13 protein-coding genes are annotated in these 14753 nt (G+C 74.5%); 4 read left to right on the forward strand and 9 right to left on the reverse strand.

Annotation, left to right across the window (positions count from 1 at the left end):
* Positions 1-25 precede the first annotated feature (25 nt).
* Both OG767_RS27445 and OG767_RS27450 read right to left on the reverse strand, forming a co-directional pair.
* A complete protein-coding gene (locus OG767_RS27445) occupies positions 26-571 on the reverse strand; it encodes a TIGR00730 family Rossman fold protein (RefSeq protein WP_405091101.1) in 546 nt (181 codons plus the stop codon).
* Between the two features lies 1 nt (position 572).
* Positions 573-1439 carry a TIGR00730 family Rossman fold protein gene (locus OG767_RS27450; RefSeq protein WP_405091102.1) on the reverse strand — a complete coding sequence of 289 codons (867 nt, stop codon included), beginning with the start codon at positions 1437-1439 and terminating at the stop codon, positions 573-575.
* A 156-nt stretch (positions 1440-1595) separates the two neighbouring features.
* On the opposite strand from OG767_RS27450, the gene OG767_RS27455 reads away from it, so the two are divergent.
* Positions 1596-1757, forward strand: a complete 162-nt coding sequence (locus OG767_RS27455) for a hypothetical protein (RefSeq protein ID WP_405091103.1) — start codon at positions 1596-1598, stop codon at positions 1755-1757.
* Between the two features lie 50 nt (positions 1758-1807).
* On the opposite strand, the gene dapE is transcribed toward OG767_RS27455, so the two are convergent.
* The gene (gene dapE, locus OG767_RS27460) at positions 1808-2878 is read right to left on the reverse strand and encodes a succinyl-diaminopimelate desuccinylase (protein ID WP_405091104.1); all 1071 of its coding nucleotides are present in this window, start codon (positions 2876-2878) and stop codon (positions 1808-1810) included.
* 103 nt (positions 2879-2981) lie between these two features.
* Between dapE and dapD the strand changes: the two genes are divergently transcribed.
* Positions 2982-3938, forward strand: a complete 957-nt coding sequence (gene dapD, locus OG767_RS27465; RefSeq protein ID WP_405091105.1) for a 2,3,4,5-tetrahydropyridine-2,6-dicarboxylate N-succinyltransferase — start codon at positions 2982-2984, stop codon at positions 3936-3938.
* Positions 3939-4052: 114 nt separating this feature from the next.
* On the opposite strand, the gene OG767_RS27470 is transcribed toward dapD, so the two are convergent.
* Positions 4053-7418 carry a S8 family serine peptidase gene (locus OG767_RS27470; protein ID WP_405091106.1) on the reverse strand — a complete coding sequence of 1122 codons (3366 nt, stop codon included), beginning with the start codon at positions 7416-7418 and terminating at the stop codon, positions 4053-4055.
* Positions 7419-7534: 116 nt separating this feature from the next.
* Here OG767_RS27470 and OG767_RS27475 point away from each other — a divergent pair, with 116 nt between their 5' ends.
* Together OG767_RS27475 and OG767_RS27480 are read left to right on the forward strand one after the other, a co-directional pair.
* Positions 7535-8092 carry a sugar O-acetyltransferase gene (locus OG767_RS27475; RefSeq protein ID WP_405091107.1) on the forward strand — a complete coding sequence of 186 codons (558 nt, stop codon included), beginning with the start codon at positions 7535-7537 and terminating at the stop codon, positions 8090-8092.
* A gap of 94 nt (positions 8093-8186) precedes the next feature.
* Positions 8187-10745, forward strand: a complete 2559-nt coding sequence (locus OG767_RS27480) for a hypothetical protein (RefSeq protein ID WP_405091108.1) — start codon at positions 8187-8189, stop codon at positions 10743-10745.
* A 106-nt stretch (positions 10746-10851) separates the two neighbouring features.
* Here OG767_RS27480 and OG767_RS27485 read toward each other — a convergent pair whose 3' ends face one another.
* From OG767_RS27485 to fdxA, 5 genes are all read right to left on the reverse strand, one after another.
* Entirely contained in the window at positions 10852-11499 is a 648-nt protein-coding gene (locus OG767_RS27485; protein WP_405091109.1) for a nucleoside/nucleotide kinase family protein, read from the reverse strand.
* Positions 11499-12140 (reverse strand): SIMPL domain-containing protein, encoded by a 642-nt coding sequence (locus tag OG767_RS27490; RefSeq protein WP_405091110.1) that lies wholly within the window; start codon positions 12138-12140, stop codon positions 11499-11501. The genes OG767_RS27485 and OG767_RS27490 overlap by 1 nt, the downstream gene beginning before the upstream one ends.
* 5 nt (positions 12141-12145) lie before the next feature.
* Positions 12146-13171 carry a prephenate dehydrogenase gene (locus tag OG767_RS27495; protein WP_405091111.1) on the reverse strand — a complete coding sequence of 342 codons (1026 nt, stop codon included), beginning with the start codon at positions 13169-13171 and terminating at the stop codon, positions 12146-12148.
* A gap of 128 nt (positions 13172-13299) precedes the next feature.
* Positions 13300-14418, reverse strand: a complete 1119-nt coding sequence (gene dapC / locus OG767_RS27500; RefSeq protein WP_405094329.1) for a succinyldiaminopimelate transaminase — start codon at positions 14416-14418, stop codon at positions 13300-13302.
* Entirely contained in the window at positions 14415-14741 is a 327-nt protein-coding gene (gene fdxA, locus OG767_RS27505) for a ferredoxin (protein ID WP_107077162.1), read from the reverse strand. Before fdxA ends, dapC begins: the two co-directional genes overlap by 4 nt.
* Positions 14742-14753: the final 12 nt, after the last annotated feature.

The raw sequence follows: 14753 nt of genomic DNA on the forward strand, positions 1-14753 counted from the left end.
GGTGCGGGTGTGTGGGCGCGGACGGTCAGGTGAGCCGGGCGTCGATGAGGTCGAGGGCGGCGGGCACGCTGTCGGCGACCATCAGCAGGTCGAGGCCGGCGGGCTTGAGGAAGTTGCGGTCGGCCAGCGTGCCCAGCCAGTCGAGCAGCGGCCGGTAGAACCCGTCCGCGTCGACCAGCACCATCGGCTTGGCGTGCAGGGCGAGCGTGGCGGTGGTCCAGACCTCGAACAGCTCGTCGAGCGTGCCCAGCCCGCCGGGCAGCGTGACGAACGCGTCGGACCGGTCGACCATCAGCGTCTTGCGGCTGGCCATCCCGTCGGTGACCAGCAGCTCGTCGGCGGCCAGGTCGGCGACCTCCAGGTCGACCAGGGTCTGCGGGATGACGCCGAGCGTGCGACCACCGGCCGCCCGCGCGCCGTCCGCCACCGCGCCCATCATGCCGACACAGCCGCCGCCGCTGACCAGCGTGTGCCCGCGCCGGGCCAGCTCCGCGCCGGTCTCGGTGGCCAGCGCCAGCCAGCGGTCGTCGAGGGTACGCGAGGACGCGCAGAACACGCAGACGTCGGCCATCTCAGCGTGACCCGGTCGGGCCCTCGGGTGCGGCCTCGGCGGCGGCCTGCTGGTCGGCGGCCGCCCGGGCGACCGCCTCCTCGCGTACCGCCTCCTGCTCGGCGGAGAGCACCGCCTCGGCCTCCACGATGTGCCGGACCGCCTCGTTGACGTCGTCGGTGACGCGGATCAGGTCGAGGTCGCTCGGGCCGATCTTGCCGTCCGCCGCCATGGTGGCGCGCAGCCAGTCGAGCAGGCCGCCCCAGTAGTCGGCGCCCATCAGCACGACCGGGAACCGGGTCACCTTGCCGGTCTGCACCAGGGTGAGCGCCTCGAACAGCTCGTCCATGGTGCCGAAGCCGCCGGGCAGCACCACGAACGCCTGGGCGTACTTGACGAACATGGTCTTGCGGGCGAAGAAGTAGCGGAAGTCGATGGCCAGGTCGACCCAGTCGTTGAGGCCCTGCTCGAACGGCAGCTCGATGCCGAGCCCGACGGAGAGGCCGCCCGCCTCGCCGGCCCCCCGGTTGGCGGCCTCCATCACGCCCGGACCACCGCCGGTGATCACCGCGTAGCCGGCCCGGGCCAGCGCGCCGCCCAGTTCCTCGGCCAGCCGGCACTCCGGGCTGTCCGGCTTGCTGCGGGCCGAGCCGAAGACGCTGACCGCGGGCGGCAGGTCGGCGAGCGTGTCGAACCCCTCGACGAACTCGGACAGGATCCGCAACGCCCGCCACGCGTCTTTGGTCTTCCAGTCGCTGCGCCCCCGGGAGTCGAGCAGCCGCTGGTCCGCGGTGCTGCTCGGGATCGCCCGGTTGCGCAGCGTGACCGCTCCCCGGTGGCGTTCGACCCGCGGCCCCTGCTCAGCCGGCCTCCCGGTGCTCTCGCTCATGGGGCCACCGTAGTGGAGCGACGGCGACGCGGCGCGCAGGCCGGCGAGCCGGAGAAAATCTTTGCGATCAAGGCAACTAATTCGCTCGCTCGTACGTCTTACTATTCACATACCCGGTATGCCCGGGGGACGCGCCTTCGGGGGAGGAGCCAGCGTTTGATCAGCAACAGCGAGATGATCCGGATCCGCCGGCAGATGCAGCGGCGGATCCACGACGTGGTGGCCGAGCGCCGCCGCGCCCGGATGATGGAGGCCCACCACTCCGAGCCGGCCGCCGACAGCGACGAGGCGGACGCGCCGCTGACCACAAGCGTCTGACCATCCGCAGGCCCGCGACGCCGGGCGCGGGCCTGCGGATCTTCGGTACGTCAGGCCGCGAGCCAGCGGTGCAGGGTGGCCGCGCCGTCCCGGATCTTGGTCAGCTCGACGTGCTCGTCCTTGTGGTGCGCCAGGTTGGGGTCGCCGGGGCCGAAGTTGAGCGCCGGAATGCCCATGGCCGCGAACCGGGCCACGTCGGTCCAGCCCAGCTTGCCGATCGGGGCGGCGCCGACCGCGGCCAGGAACTCCTGCGCGGCCGGGTTGTCCAGCCCCGGGGCCGCGCCGGCCGCCGCGTCGGTGACCGTCAGCTCGAAGCCGTCGAAGACCTCGCGCAGGTGGGCCTCGGCCTGCGCCGGGTCCCGGTCCGGGGCGTACCGGTAGTTGATCTCGATGTCGCAGCGGTCCGGGATGACGTTGCCGGCCACCCCGCCGTGGATGCCGGTGGCGTTGAGCCCCTCGCGGTAGTCGCAGCCCTCGATGGTCACCCGACGCGCCTCGTACGCGCCCAGCCGGCGCAACACCTCACCGGCGCCGTGGATGGCGTTCACCCCGTGCCAGGAGCGGGCGGCGTGGGCCCGCTCGCCGTGCGTGGTGACGACCGCCCGCATCGTGCCCTGGCAGCCCGCCTCGACGATCCCGTACGTGGGCTCCAGCAGCACCGCGAAGTCGGCCGTCAGCCACTCGGGGTGGCTCTGCGACACCAGCGTGAGGCCGTTGTAGCGGGACTCGATCTCCTCGGCCTCGTAGAAGAAGTACGTGACGTCGTAGCGGGGGTCGGGCAGCGTCACGGCCAGGTGCAGCGCGAAGGCCACCCCGGACTTCATGTCGGAGGTGCCGCAGCCGTACATCAGGTCGCCGCGCATGCTCGACGGGAAGTTGCCGTTGAGCGGCACGGTGTCCAGGTGGCCGGCGAGCACCACCCGCTGCGGGCGGCCCAGGTCGGTGCGGGCCATCAGCGTGTTCGAGTGCCGTTGGGTGCTCAGGTGGGGTACGCCGCGCAGCACCTCCTCGACGCAGTCGGTGATCGCCTTCTCGTTGAGGGAGACCGACTCGATGTCGACCAGGGCACGGGTCAGTGCCACCGGATCGGCCAGGACCTCGGGGGTCAACGGGTTCTGCATGTCTCGCACGGTACCGTCATCCTCGGTGGGTGCGAGGGACACGTTCCGCGCCCGCGGCCGCGAGCAGCGGCGGACGCCGCCGCCGGAGGAGAGAGGTGTCACCGTGACGTCCGCACCATCCGCCTGGGGCATCGGCCTGGCCACCGTCACCGCCGACGACCAGGTGCTCGACACCTGGTACCCGACCGGCAAGCTGGGCCTCGGCGAGCTGCCCCTGGTGCCCGGGGAGGACCAGGCCGACGTGCTCGACCTGCCGCCGGGCGCGGTCGGCGAGCGCGCCCTGCCGGGCCTGCGTACCGTCGAGGTGACCACGGTGATCGGCTCGCTCGACGATCCGATCAAGGACGCGGCCGACGCGTACCTCCGGCTGCACCTGCTCTCCCACCGCCTGGTGCGGCCCAACGAGCTGAACCTCGACGGCGTCTTCGGCAAGCTGGCCAACGTGGCCTGGACCTCGGCCGGGCCGTGCCCGCCGGAGCGGGTGGACGAGCTGCGGGTGATCGAGCGGGCCGCCGGCCGCCACCTGGTCGTGCACGGGGTGGACAAGTTCCCCCGGATGACCGACTACGTGGTGCCGGGCGGGGTGCGGATCGCCGACGCGGACCGGGTCCGGCTCGGCGCGCACCTGGCCGCCGGCACCACGGTCATGCACGAGGGCTTCGTCAACTTCAACGCCGGCACGCTGGGCACCTCGATGGTCGAGGGGCGGATCGTGCAGGGTGTGGTGGTCGGTGACGGCTCCGACATCGGCGGCGGCGCCTCGATCATGGGCACGCTGTCCGGCGGCGGCAAGGACCGGGTCCGGATCGGCGAGCGGAGCCTGGTCGGCGCGAACGCGGGCGTCGGCATCTCGCTCGGCGACGACTGCGTGGTGGAGGCCGGCTGCTACATCACCGCGGCCTCCAAGATCACCCTCCCGGACGGCCGGGTGGTCAAGGCCCGCGAGCTGTCCGGCGTGGACGGGCTGCTGTTCTGGCGCAACTCGGTGACCGGCGCGCTGGAGGCGAGGCCGCGCACCGGCCGGGGCATCGAGCTGAACGCCGCCCTGCACGCCAACTGACGTTCGCCGCGAGGAGTGAGCCGGGTCTGCGAGCCCCGCAGTCGCGAAAAGAGTCGGCACTGAGCCACCCCGTCCGGGTCCGTGGCGCGACAGCCACGGACCCGGACGGTCGGCTCACCGCAGGCGGTACGCCTGGATGATCCGCTGGGTGACCGTGTTGCCGGCGTCGTCGCGGGCCGTGGCCCGCAGCGACGCGTAGCCGGGACCGGCCGGGTGCACGACGGTGGCCGTCCACCCGGTGCCCTGCTTCTTCAGGGGCGCCTTCCGCCACGTCTTCCCGCCGTCGTAGGAGACGTCGACGGTGAGCGCCGCGACCGTGCCGGCCGGTGCGCCGGGCTGGCGCTGCACCGCCACCGGGACGGTGAAGGTGCGGCCGGCCGGCGCGGTGCCGTCCGCCGTGAGCGACGGGGTGAACCGGACCGCCATCGCCGGCAACCGGGCCGGCTGCTCGCCCGGCACCCGCTTCGAGCGGAACGTCCAGCTCGCCGAGACCTCGGTGCCGAGGTCGGTGAAGGAACGCTTCGCGACGGTGTCCAGCCGGTAGTTCGCGAGCCCCGGAGGCACCTCGAACACGCCGTAGCCGGGTGCGGCGACCTCGCCGACCAGCTTGCCGTTGCGGTAGAGCGCGGTGCGTTCGGTGTCGTTGAGCGAACCGCCTCCGTGCCCGGCCGCGTCGCTGTGCATCGGCAGGGAGACCACCACGGTGTCACCGGTGCGGGTGATGCCCTGTTCGGGCCAGCGCGGCGGCGGGAAGGACGGCCCGTACGGCGCGGCGTTCCACGTCTCGGCGTAGCTGTGGCCGGCCCGGAAGCGGGTCGGCCCGGACTCCAGCACCGACTGCGTGTTCAGCCAGCCTTGCTCGTCGCGCTTGCCGAAGTCCAGCTCGAAGTTCCAGCGGGTCCGGGCGGTGCTCAGGTGCTCGATCCGCCTGCCGGGCGCCTGGACCGGCACGACGATCGCCGAGCCGCCCATGTTGTAGTCGGGCTCCGGGTACACGATCCGCTCGTTCTCCAGCCCCGCGTACCCGTTCGCGAAGCGGCTGGTGACGTGCGCCAGGTCGGCCGGCTGGTAGTGCCGGACGAAGCCGGTCGGGAACCGGCCGGGGAACACGTCACTCAGCCCGTAGAAGTACGGGCTGCGCTCCGGCGCGGTCGGTTCGGTCCACTGGCTGGCCAGCGAGCCGACGAAGACCTGGTCCGAGACGCCGCGACCGAGCTGGGCCGAGTAGAGGCCGTCGAAGGTGTCCGTCCAGAGCCCGAAGCTGGCGTAGTAGTCGCCGAAGTTCCAGGCGGCGGTGACGTCGATCAACAGCGGGGCCGCGCCGCGCTGCGGCACGGTGGTGCGGACCGGCTTCGCCCGCCGGGCGTCCAGGGTGAGCCGCTGGTTCCCGGTCACCACCAGCTCCGGCTGGGTGAGCATGGAGATCTCCGTCCAGCGCTCCTCGTCGGCCACGAAGAGCAGGCTCTGCACGCCGTACCGGCCCTTGGGCACCCGGATCGTGGCCTCGCCGTCGGCGTCGAACACGTCCCGGGTCGCGCCGTCGTCGAGCCCGATCAGCGTGGTGTAGAAGTCACCGGTGAGCGAGCCGGCCCGGTTGCGGTGGGTGAGCGTCAGGTCGTAGCTCTCCACCTCCCGGTTGACCGCCAGCGGGGTGACCGCGACGGTGTCGCCGGACCGGGCGGTCAGCCGGCCGGTCCAGTACCCGTCGGCGCCGCCGAGCCGGGTGTCCACCACGACGGTGACCTGGGCGGTGCCGCCGGCCGGGACGGTGAGCCGGGAGGCGCTGAGGGTGAGCATCCCGGCCGGCGCGGACCGCCCGCCCGGGCCGGTGAACCCGGCGCTCAGCTCCAGCGTGAGCGGGGTCGTGCCGCCGTTGCGGTAGGTGACGGTCCGGCTGATCGGCTTGTCGTCGGCGTGCGGCCAGACCGCGACGCCGAACGAGACCGAGGACGGTTCGCTCGTCACCTGCTCGGTGATCGCGTGCGCCACGTCGACCCGACCGGCGCCCTGCTGGAACGCGGTCTGCTCGGGGTGCGGCCGGGCCGAGGCCATCAGCGTGGCCTTGTAGCGACCGGCGTTCCAGCCCGGGTGCTGCTGGGCGATCAGCGCCACCGCGCCGGCCACGTGCGGGGTCGCCATCGAGGTGCCGGAGAGGGAGACGTACCGGTCCCCCACCGGGTCGCCGATCTGGCCGTGGGCGGCGCGGGCGGCCACGATGTCCACACCGGGCGCGGTGATGTCCGGCTTGATCGCCCCGTCGCCGACCCGCGGCCCGCGGCTGGAGAAGTCGGCCAGGTCGTCGTTGCGGTCGACGGCGCCGACCGACAGCGCGGCGTCGGCGGTGGACGGCGAGCCGACCGAACCGTCGGCGCCGTCGTTTCCGGCGGCGACCACGAAGAGCGAGCCGGTCTGCGCGGTCAGCGTCTCGACCGCCTGCTCCAGCGGGTCGACCTCCGGGGTGTCGAAGCCACCGAGGCTCATGTTGATCACGGTGGCGTGCTGCTCGGCCGCGGCCCACTGCATGCCGGCCAGGATCGCCGACTCGGTGCAGCCGTACTGCTCGCAGACCTTTCCGGACAGCAGCGTGGCGTCCGGGGCGACGCCCCGGTACTTCCCGCCGGAGGCGGCGGCGCTACCGGCGATGATCGAGGCGACGTGGGTGCCGTGCCCGACGATGTCGTCCGGGTCCGCCTCCTCGCTGAAGTTGCGCGACTCGGCGACCTTGCCGGCCAGGTCCGGGTGGGTGAGGTCGACGCCGGTGTCGAGCACCGCGACCTTCACGCCCTTGCCGGTGTATCCGGCGGCCCACGCGGCCGGCGCACCGATCTGCGGCACGCTGTGGTCCAGCGTCAGCCGCCGCCGCCCGTCCAGCCAGATCCGGTCGACACCCCCCGCCGCGTCGAGCCGGGCGCCGGAGCGGTCCGCGGCGACCGCCCGCCAGAGCGAGCCGGTGTCGGCCTTGGTCGCGGCGAGCGCCGCGCCGCCGATCGCCGGCAGGTCGCGGATCACCCGGGTGCCGGCGAGCGGGGCCGCCGCCCGCCGGGCCACCCCCGGCCGGTACGACACCAGCAGCGGCACGGTGTCGCGGTGCGCGTCGTCGTAGCCGGCCGCGATCAGGCCGGTGACGTCGAACAGTCGCCGGTCGAGCCGGCCGGAGCGGATCAGCGCCAACGCGTCCTGGGGGACCACGCTGAGGCCGGTGCGCTCGCGGCGGACCACGAACTGGAGCTTGGCGCGACCGGCGCCGGGGCGGACCGCGGCGCGACCGCCGGCGGCGACGGTGACCTGGTCACCGGTGATCAGGGTGACGGTGGCCGGCCGGGTCGACGACCCGGTCGGGGCGGGCGTACCGGTCGGGGCCGCCGACGTGGTGGCCTGGGCGGGCACGGGCAGGCCGAGCGCCAGGCCCAGGGTGAGGCCGAGCGCGGCCAGTCTTCTGCGGTTCTGGGGCAACCTTTCCTCCTCGGTGAGGCGTCTCATCGACAGAAGGCACATCGATGCGGGTTATCAGAATTGCATACCGCGTATGCAATCGGAAGTCGCTTATCCGACCGAACCGGTTCCCCCGGGGTGGCCGAACCGGGGATGATCCACCGATGAGCGCCATGAGGGACCGCATGCTGGCCGGCGAGCTGTACCTCGCCGACGACCCCGCGGTCGTCGCCGACCTGGACCGCGCCGCCCGACTCACCGAACGCTTCAACCGCAGCGACGCCGACGACCCGCAGGGCCGCCTCGCCGCGCTACGCGAACTGCTCGGCACGCTCGGCGAGGACGCCTGGATCCGCCCCCCGTTCCACTGCGACTACGGCTTCCAGACCCACCTGGGGCCGCGCACCTTCGTCAACTTCAACGCGGTCTTCCTCGACGTCGCCCGGATCACCATCGGCGCCGACGTCCAGATCGGACCGAACGTGCAGCTCCTCACCGCCACCCACCCGGTGGAGCCGGAGGCGCGCCGGGCCAAGTGGGAGGCGGCGAAGCCGATCACGATCGGCGACAACGTCTGGCTCGGCGGCGGCGTGATCGTGCTCGCCGGCGTGACCATCGGCGAGAACACGGTGGTCGGCGCCGGCGCGGTGGTGACCCGGGACCTGCCGGCGAACGTGGTGGCGGTGGGTAACCCGGCCCGGCCGACCAAGACCCTGATCTGACGCCTGAGCTGCCGAAACAACCCTCCGGGGGGATGCGAATTCCGGAATGTGCGCGCACTCTGGGTAGTGAGATGCTCACTCTGGGGAGGCCCCGATGGAGCGCGTACTCGAACTACGGGTGCACGGGGTGTCGAACACCCCACCGGATCAGCTACTCGGCCTCGACCCCGGACCGGGCGGTGACGGCCCCCAACCGGAGCTGGTCGCCGGCGGACAGGTGACCGGTTTCTACCGTTCCACCCAGGCCGCCCGGGACGACCCGATCAGCGTCGAGGCGTACAGCTGGGGGAAGTTGACCTCCGGCGCGCGGACCCGGCGGGACATCGAACGCGCGCTCTGGACGCTGCTGCTGCCCTTCGCGCTGGCGAACGTCGCGCTGCACGCCCGGGACGGCATCCCGGCGGACCCGGACCGGGAGCGTTGGGCCAGCCGCTCCGGCATCACCGCCTGGCTCATCCGGCTGTTCTGCCTCAGCCTGACCTGCACCCTGGTCATCGCCGTGACCGGGATCGGCGTCGACCTCATCGGCTGGCAGTGCGTGGGCCGCGAGTGCCTGGGCCAGCTCCCCGGCCCGTGGGAGTTCCTCGGCAACGCCTGGTGGGGCCGGGACACCCGGGCGCTGGCCCTCGGGCTGCTGCTGCCGCTGCTCGTGCTGGGCGCGATCGGGCTGGTCGCCTGGCGCACCTACCAGTACGAGGCGGAGATGCCGGCCGAGCCCCGCGCCCGCCCGGACCGGGCCGAACCGCCGGAACCGCTGGAGAACCCCTTGCAGGACCCGACGTTCTGGAACGGGGAGGGGCAACTGCGCCGCGCCGCGGTGCTGCACCTGTGCACCGGGGCGGTGACCGCCGCCGCCGTGCCGGTCGCCGCGGTGCTGCTGATGGACCCGCCGCGCGGACTGCGGGCCGCGGTCGCCTGGCCGACCGTGGTGCTGTTCGTCGCCGTGGTGACGATCGCCGTGGTCGCGGTCGGTCGCCCCTGGCTGACCCGTCGCCAGGGCGCCACCCCACTCGGCCGGTGGAGCATCGCGGTGGCGGTGCTCACCGCGCTCGGGCTGCTCGGCACGTTCGTCCTCCTGCTGCTCCCGGACGGCCCGGCCGGCCGTCCACTGGCGACGTACCGGCCACCTGTCGGCTGCCCGGCGGTCCCGGACCTCGCCGGCTGCCGCGCCGCCCGCCCGTTGCCCGGCTACGAGACCGCGCTCGCCTGGCTCGTCACCTACCAGGTGCTGCTGCTGGTGGCCATCGGCGCGGCGAACCGCTCCGGCCGGCGGGCCCTGGCCGGGCCGGCCGCCGCCGGCGTGCTGCTGCCGCTCGGGGTGGCCTGGATCGAACGCGGCCTGCCCGGCCTGCCGGCCGCGCCGGCCGGGCTGCACACCTGGATGCTCGTCGGCCCGGCCATCGCGCTGGCCATCGCCGGGCTGCTCATGCCGCGCCTGCGGCCCGCCGTGCCGACCCAGCCGCTCGGCGCGTACACCGGGCTCGCCTGGCACGGCTGCGCGCCGGCGGTCATCGCCGGGTTCGGCTGGATGATGGCGGTCGCGTACTGCGCCGGGCTGCTCTACTGGGTCAGTGAGCGGCTCGACGGGCCGGTCGACCCCGCCGGCCCGGGACGCGTGGTGCCGCCGCTCGGCGTCTTCTGGGCCGGGCTGGCCTGCGTCATCGGACTGCTCCTCCTGCTCGGGCTGCTGGTCCGCGCCGCCCACCTGCTGCACCGGCTGCGCCGCGCCGAGTACGCGCGGCTGACCTCCGCCGACGGCCTCTCCGCGCACGACCTGCGCCGCTGCCGCGACGTCAGCACCTACCGGGCGTTGCACCGCCTGGTGGGCGAGCACGCGGTCCGTCTGATCGGCTGGTTCGCGGCCGGGGTCGCGCTCCTGATCATCCTGTGCTGCACCGCCGCGCTCTCCGGCCACCGGCCCAGCCCGCTCTCCCCGGCCGGGTGGCAGACCGCGATCCACTGGGCCGCCGAACTCGGCGACGCGGTGCTCGGCTGGCTGCCGGTGGTGACGAGCGCGCTCGGGCTGATGGTCTACCGCACCGACTCGGTCCGCCGCTCGGTCGGCGTGGTCTGGGACGTGTGCACGTTCTGGCCGCGGGCCGCGCACCCGCTCGCCCCGCCCAGCTACGCCGAACGCGCCGTACCGGAACTCCAGACCCGGGTCGCCGGGCTGCTGGCGCTGCCGCCCCACCACCCGGACCGGATGGACGGCGTGATCCTCTCCGGGCACAGCCAGGGCACCGTCATCTGCGCCGCGGTACTGCTGCACCTGCCCCGCCGGTGGCGGCGGCGGACCTGGTTCTTCTCCTACGGCTGCCAGCTCACCCGGCTCTACGGCCGGGTCTTCCCGTCCTACTTCGGGCCGGAGCGGCTGCGCACGCTGGCCCGGGCGGTCACCTGGCCCGGCGGCCACGTCGCCTGGACGAACTTCTGGCGGGACACCGACCCGCTCGGCTGGCAGGTCAGCGCCGGGCAGCGGGACGTGGCGGTGGCCGACCCGGAGGCGCTGCACCCGACCGGCGGCGAGGTGGCCGACCCGCCGATCCGCAGCCACAGCGGCTACCCGGAGGCGGTCGAGTTCGCCCGTGAACGAGCCGTGGTGGCCCGCCTGCTGCGCCGGAGCGTGCCGTCACCCCGGCCCGGCGTCGGCTGACACCACGGCCCGCCGTCGTCACCCCGGCCGTCGTCGCCGAACCGGCGTCGTCCCGGCCGGCGTCACCGGTCGGTGGCGCCGCGCCGGTCCGCGCCGGGTGGGGCCGTCACGCCGGCGGCGGCTCGGCCAGCCGGACCACCAGGTCGGCGTGCCCGGCCGTGCCGGCGACCAGCCGGGCGTTCTCCTCGTCGCTGCCGAGCGCCCAGGCGCGGGCCTGCTCCGCGGACTTCCCGTACGCCTGGTGCCGGGCGGTCAGGCGGCGCAGCCGCAGCTCGGCGTCCAGGTCGAGGAACCAGGCCTGGTGCAGCAGCGACCGCACCTCCTCCCACGGGTCGTCCCGCAGCAGCAGGTAGTTGCCCTCGGTGACCACCAGCCGCACCTCGGGCGGCACCTCGATCGCCCCGGCGACCGGCTCCTCCAGGTCACGGCGGAACTCCGGTGCCCACACCGAGGTCGGCTCCAGCCGCCGCAACCGGCGCAGCGTGGCGACGAAGCCGTTGACGTCGAACGTGTCCGGCGCGCCCTTGCGTGCCGCCCGGCCCAGCCGGTGCAACGCCGACCCGGCCAGGTGGAAGCCGTCCATCGGCACCAGCCGGGCGGTCGGGCCCACCTCGGCGACGATCCGCTCCGCCAGCGTGGACTTGCCCGCGCCGGGCGCGCCGGCGATGCCGAGCAGTTGCCGCGGGCCGTCCCCGGCGAGTGCCCGCGCCCGGGCGACCAGCTCGGCCAGCGGCAACACCTGGGCCGGCGGCATCAGCCGAGCACCGGGTCGCTGATGGTGAACCGCGCCTCGACCGCCGCGTGCACCGGCTGCGGCGCGGGATCCAGCTCCAGCTCCGGCACGGACTCGCCGGACCGGGCGTACGCCGCCTTGGCCAGCATCGGCGGGGCCGCGGTCAGGCCGGTGTCGGCCAGCTCCCGCAGCGCGGTGACCCGGGCGCCGAGGGCCTCCGCGTACTCTCGGGCCCGGGCCAGCGCGTCCGCGATCGCGGCGTGCCGCACCTCCCGGTACGCCGGGCTGTCCGGCCGCAGCGACCACACCGGACCGGCCACCTCGACCTGCTCGTGGTCGGCCAGGCGGAGCATCAGCTCACCGAGCGCGCTGAAGTCGGTGACGGTGACCGTGGTGCTCACGCTGCCCTGGTAGGCCACCACCCGGTCGCCCGAGCGCCTGGTCACCGGCCAGACGTTGACCTGACCGGTCTCCCGCCGCGCCACCGTCGGCTCGGCGGCGTCGAGCAGCGCCCGCACGGCGGCGGCCCGCTCGGCCAGCCGGGTCAGCGTGGTCTCCCGGTCGCGGTCCCGCACCGCCGCCGTCACCGTGAACCGGGCCAGCTCGGGAGCGACCTCCCGGTACGCCTCGCCGCGTACCGCCACGACCGGTGCGTCCGCCATGCCGCTCAGCCTAACGGCGGGGTGGCCGGCAGGTGCGCGGTGTACCCGACCGCGCCGGCCGTCACCCGGCACCCGGTCAGGTGACCGCCCGCCGCGCCCAACTCCCGCAGGTAGGCCAGCTCGCCGGCGTGGTCCGCGTCGGCCGGGAACTCCCGGCGGTGCGTGCCGAGATCCCGGCCGCGCAGCGCGGCACGCGCCGCCCGCCCCTCGGCCAGCCGGCCGGCCAGCGCCTCGGCGTCCCCGGCCCGCAGCGCGGCGGTCAGCTCGGTCAGGAAGTCACCGACGCCGGCCAGCTCGGCGAGCACCCGGTCCCGGTTGCCGAGCAGCATGTTCGCGGTCCGCTCGGGCGGCCCCCCGGCGACCCGGGTGCCGTCGGAGAAGCTGCCGGCGGCCAGCGCCAGCACCGCGTCCCGCAGCGCCGAGCGTTGCACCGTGCCGGCCAGCGCGCCGGCGAGCACGTGCGGCACGTGTGACGCGAGCGCGGCGGCGGCGTCGTGCTCCGGCGCGGACATCGGCACCACCCGGGCGTGGAAGACGTCGACGAGCAGCGCGGCCAGCCGCCGGAACGCGGTCAGCCCGGTGGGCCCCGGGCAGAGCACCCAGGCCGCGCCGTCGAGCAGTTCCGGGCCGGCCGCGCCGAGCCCGGCCCGGTCCGCGCCGGCCATCGGGTGACCCGGCACGAAGCGGTGCCCGAGCCCCTGCGCGGTCGCGGCGGTGGCCACCTCCGCCTTGACGCTGCCCACGTCCGTGAGCACGCACCGGTCGTCGGTGGCGGCGGCCACCCGGGCCAGCGTGGTGGGCAGCGTGGGCAGCGGGCCGCAGACGAACACCACGTCCCGGCCGGCCACCGCCTCCTCGACGGTCCCGGCGACCGCGACGCCCCGCTCGCGTAGCTGCCCCCGGACGGCCGGATCCGGGTCCCAGCCGGCGACGCCGAGCCCGGCGTCGCGGAGCCGGAGCAGGATCGAGCCGCCGATCAGCCCGGTGCCGACCACCGCCGCGCGTGCCAGCCCGCCCGCCTCGCCCACCATCGGTGCACCTCGGGTCCGCGTCGTCGGCGGAGCCCGGGTGGCCCCGCGGGAAGTCCCGCCGAGGATATCGCCCGGCACGCCAGCGGGGCGCACGGTGTCAAGCGGGGGCCCCGCCTCTACCGGAGACGTTAAGCGGGGGCCCCGCCTTGCAGGCGGGCGGTTACGGCGTTGATGTTCGCGTCGGACTCCGTCAGGGCCACCCGGACGTGTCGGGCGCCGGCCGGGCCGTAGAAGACGCCGGCGGCCACCAGGATGCCCCGCCGGGCCAACCAGTCGACCGTGTCCCAGCAGTCCTCGTCGCGGGTCAGCCAGAGGTAGAGCCCGGCCTCGGAGTGCTCGACCGTGAAGCCGGCGCCGGTGAACGCGGCCCGCAGCTTCTCCCGCCGCACCCGGTAGCGCTCCCGCTGGGCGTCGGCGTGCGCCTGGTCGCCGAGCGCGGCCACCATGGCGGCCTGCACCGGTGCCGGCACGATCATCCCGGCGTGCTTACGCACCTTGAGCAGCTCGGCCACCAGCGCCGGGTCACCGGCCACGAACCCGGCCCGGTAGCCGGCCAGGTTGGAGCGCTTGGAGAGCGAGTGCACCGCCAGCAGGCCCGCGTAGTCCCCGCCGCACACCTGCGGGGACAGCACCGAAGCGGGCTCGGCGTCCCAACCCAGCGGCAGGTAGCACTCGTCGCTGGCGACCACCGCGCCGCGCTCCCGGGCCCACTCGACCACCTTGCGCAGGTGGGCGGCGGGCAGCACCCGCCCGGTCGGGTTGCCCGGCGAGTTCACCCAGACCAGGCGGACCCGGGGGTCCGGGCCGAGCGCGGTCAACGAGTCGCTGCGCACCGTCGTGGCGCCCGCCAGCCGGGCCCCGTCCTCGTACGTCGGGTACGCGACGGTCGGCACCACGACCACGTCACCGGGGCCGAGCCCGAGCAGCGTCGGCAGCCAGGCCACCAGCTCCTTGGAGCCGATGGTCGGCAGCACACCCAACCCGTCGACGCCCGCGCCGCAGGCCCGGGCCACCCAGGCCGCGATCGCGTCCCGCAGGGCGGGCGTGCCCGCGGTCAGCGGGTAGCCGGGCGCGTCCGACGCGTCGGCAAGCGCCTGCCGGATCAGCGGTGGCACCGGGTCGACAGGCGTACCCATGGAGAGGTTGATGAGACCGTCCGGGTGCGCCGCGGCCGTGGCGGCCGCGGCGTCCAGCGTGTCCCAGGTGAACTCGGGCAGCCGTGCCGAAACCGGCGCGGTCCGGCTCAGTGGTCCTCGCCGCGCGGCGGCTGCGCGGCGACGAAGGTGGCGTCCTTCTCCACCTTGCCGATCTTGGAGGCGCCCCCGGGCGAACCCAGGTCCTCGAAGAACTCGTAGTTCGCGCCGGTGTAGTCCTTCCACTGCTCCGGCACGTCGTCCTCATAGAAGATCGCTTCCACCGGGCAGACCGGCTCGCAGGCCCCACAGTCGACGCACTCGTCGGGGTGGATGTAGAGCATCCGATTGCCCTCGTAGATGCAGTCGACCGGGCACTCCTCGATGCATGCCTTGTCGAGCACATCCACGCACGGCTCGGCGATGATGTAGGTCACCGGTCTTCTCCT

It is taken from the genome of Micromonospora sp. NBC_01392 (genome assembly GCF_045040125.1).
GTDB lineage: Bacteria > Actinomycetota > Actinomycetes > Mycobacteriales > Micromonosporaceae > Micromonospora.